The organism is Corynebacterium sp. HMSC05C01 (genome assembly GCF_001807155.1).
Taxonomy (GTDB): Bacteria; Actinomycetota; Actinomycetes; order Mycobacteriales; family Mycobacteriaceae; genus Corynebacterium; species Corynebacterium coyleae.
Map to the genome: position 1 here is coordinate 1 of NZ_KV787968.1, position 3,224 is coordinate 3,224.

The 3,224-nt window shown below is 55.2% G+C and carries 3 protein-coding genes; 1 reads left to right on the top strand and 2 read right to left on the bottom strand.

Annotated elements, in window-relative coordinates:
- Positions 1 to 126 precede the first annotated feature (126 nt).
- On the bottom strand, positions 127 to 888 hold the full coding sequence (locus tag HMPREF3145_RS08950) for an ATP-binding protein (RefSeq protein WP_070422898.1): 762 nt from the start codon (positions 886 to 888) through the stop codon (positions 127 to 129).
- 6 nt (positions 889 to 894) lie between these two features.
- Positions 895 to 2,499 carry an IS21 family transposase gene (gene istA, locus HMPREF3145_RS08955; protein ID WP_070422899.1) on the bottom strand — a complete coding sequence of 535 codons (1,605 nt, stop codon included), beginning with the start codon at positions 2,497 to 2,499 and terminating at the stop codon, positions 895 to 897.
- A 242-nt stretch (positions 2,500 to 2,741) separates the two neighbouring features.
- On the opposite strand from istA, the gene HMPREF3145_RS08960 reads away from it, so the two are divergent.
- The gene (locus HMPREF3145_RS08960; protein ID WP_256008564.1) at positions 2,742 to 3,170 is read left to right on the top strand and encodes a recombinase family protein; all 429 of its coding nucleotides are present in this window, start codon (positions 2,742 to 2,744) and stop codon (positions 3,168 to 3,170) included.
- Positions 3,171 to 3,224: the final 54 nt, after the last annotated feature.

Genomic DNA, 3,224 nt, shown 5'->3' on the forward strand with positions numbered 1-3,224 from the left:
GTGCTGAGTGCGCGTAGTTGGTAGGGGTATTCCGAAACGGTGGTAGGGCTGGATTCCGGGTAGTTGGTAGGGCCCCGCGACGGGTTGGGGCTGCTGCTCGTCGCGGGGCCTGTTGATGGTGGTGTGTTACTCGGTTTCTAGTTGGGTGGCTAGGAAGTGGCGCATGTCGTATTCACCGAGTTCGACGCGTTGGCCGGTGTTGAGTCTGCTGACGAGGGAGTCAGCTGCGACTGGGTCGGGAAGTTTTTGTACCCAGTATGCGGCAGTGGTTTGGGAAACGATGATCGTCGGCAGCCTGCCATCGCGGTCGAATATGATCTTCGTTAGGTCTTCTTGCCCGCGTTGGTTGATTCCAATGGTCAGGAAATCATCAAGGATGAGCACGTCAGTGTTTTGTAGCCTGCGCATCTTGGTTACGTAACGCTCATCTGTCGGCGGGAAGGCCGCTAATTCATCTACAAGCTGGTCGAGCCGGTAGTACGCAACGCTGTATTCAGCCTGGCATGCAGCAACTCCGATGGCGCAGGCGATGTATGTCTTGCCTGCCCCTGTTGGGGCTAGGAGGTGGACGTTTCCGGGGTTTTCACGCCAGGGTGTTGCAGCGATGCGTTTGAGTTGACGAAGGTTCAGGCCGCGTTCTTCGACGTTTATCAGCTCGGCAAGTGTTGCACCTGGGTACCGGAACTTTGCTTGGGTGATGGCTTTGGTGATGTTTTGCGCGCGACGTTTGTGGGCGGTTTCTTCCACGGCTTTGAGAAATATCTCTTCAGGCAACTCGGTGTTTGCTTCATCTGCACTGGCAAGTGCGAAGAAGGTATCAGCGAAGGTTGAAAGCCGCAGCTTGCGCAGCGTTGCACGGATGTCATCGTCAAGATGGATCGTGGTCATGATGGGTTAGTCCTCCTGCTTCTGGGTGTCGTAGTAGCTTGCAGGGCGCAGGAACACTGCTTCTGGCATTGCGGCGATATCGACTACCCGAGCCTGGCCTGTTTGTGGTGTTGGGGTGTTGGCTTCGGCGTTACCGTTGCGGGCGATGTCGGCCTGGATGCGGGAGATGACCTGCAGATTCGGCGCGAGGTTGTGGTCGATGATTTGCTGGCACGCTGGTTCAAGTGTGGTTTTGTTGTGCTTGTTCCCGAGCTTGACCAACACGTTGCGGGCTGTGCGTAAACCGCGTGGCAGGGCTTGGGCGTTGTGCTCAAGGATCATGGCGATGACCTTGCTGGTTGCGGGCCCAAACGACGATGCTCTGGCGTAGAGCTCATCGCGAGTTAGCGGTTTGACCCCAGTAATCTCTTTGTCTGGGGTATGCGCAGGGTCTGTGCAATAGCGGTACTTAAACCCGTGCATACGCGGGTGTTCGGCCACGAGGCTATCGCCGTTGAAGATGCTGACCAGGCTGTTGGTCAGCCGTGCGCGCAAAGTCTTGCCGATGTATTGAAACGGCACGGAGTAGTACTGGTAGTCACAACAGATGTGCCAATTGCGATCGACTTTGACGCTGCGCCAGGACACTTCCGTAAATGGGGTGTCAGGAAGGTTGCGCATCATGGGTGCTTCATCGATGTCAAACAGCTCACGACGAGTAAACCCATGCGCATTGGGCATGGTTGTGTTGATGTCTTCGAGGCGCTCAGCGATCGCTTCGTTGAGCTCTTCAAGGCTATAGAACTCAACCCCATCGAAATAGCCAAGGATACGCGTATAGACAAGTTGGACGGCACGCTCAACTGCGGCTTTATCGCGGGGTTTTCCCGGACGTGCTGGTACAAGCAAGATGTCATAGTAGTCAGCAAAGTCCGCATAGCGCTGTTGGATGCGTCGTGCGGGTTTGTTCTTCGCCGGGCGATACGTTGCAGTCGGCGCGTTATCAGGAACGATGATGCCGGGGCGTTTCCCGAGGTAGTTTAGGGCTTTGACGTGGCAGTCAATCCAGGCGTCCATCTTCTCATTCGCCGTAGCAACCACAAATAACAAAGAAGAGTAGGGACAGACAGCCACAAATAGGCAAGCTTTCATCCCTACCTCACCGGTGGCTTGGTCGATGATGCGGACTTTGTCGCCCGCCCAGTCGACGTAGAGCTCTTGGCCTGGTTCATGCTCGATAATCGAGGTCATGCCGGTAGCCCGGATGTAGTCACGCAGGTGTTCACAGAACTGGGAGTACTGGTACTTCGATTCACCTGCGGCGCACGGGGAAGCGACATAGTCCATCCACAGCTTATGGCGCGTGAGGTGCTTGTTGTTCGCCAGCTTCTTCGCGAGTTTTTCGAAGTCAGGTCGGTCATAGCGCAAACGCCGACTCGTTCGCTGATCGCTAAAGTGCGTATCGAAGAACTCTGGATCCAGCTGAGCGAACGAAGACTGCGTGATTGCGTGGTCAGCAATCACTGCTTTGACTTTGGCGATATCCCTGTTGGAGCACTCCAAGGCAGCAGAGATGGCTGCATAACTCGCTCCGGTCAAACACATCGCCATGATGTCTTTGAAGTTGGCCATAAAAGGCCCTCCTTGCGGTCAGAAAGTGGTGACACACCGGCACAGATTGCGCCGACGTCACCTACAAAAATGACCGAAAAAGAAGACCCCTACCACCTATCCGGAAAACCCCTACCAACTACGCGGATTGCCCCTACCAACTACACGGAAACGGCACTAGGGTTAGTTCCAAGACTAACGGAACAGAACCGTCACTGCCTCTGGAGATCACTGAACAGTTGGGGGCGATCTCAGGACAAAAGGTGGGCTATGCCCGGGTGAGTTCGAAAGATCAGAACCTTGATCGTCAGATTGAACAACTCAAGGCAGAGAAGGTCTTCACCTATTACACGGATAAGGCCAGTGGTGGATCGCGTGAGCGCCCTGGACTTGATGAAGCAATGCGATATGTCCGTGCAGGAGATCAGCTTGTCGTCACGTCGATGGATCGGTGCGCGCGTTCACTGACGGATCTGTACGCCATTGTTGACGAGCTAGTCAGCAAAGGAGTGTCGGTGAAGTTCCTCAAGGAGGGACAGACCTACTCAAAAGACTCCACCCCGATCGCCAAGCTGATGCTAGGGCTGTTGGGTTTTGTTCAGTTGGGTAAGGCCGTGAAAGAGCTGGATCAACACCGTGAAATAGTTGAAAAAAATAACCCCGCAGGTTTCCCTGCGGGGTGTCGTTGTTAGAACGGTGCTTCGTCGTTGTCGGCGTCAGCGCCAGCCAGGGCGGCGTTCGCCGCC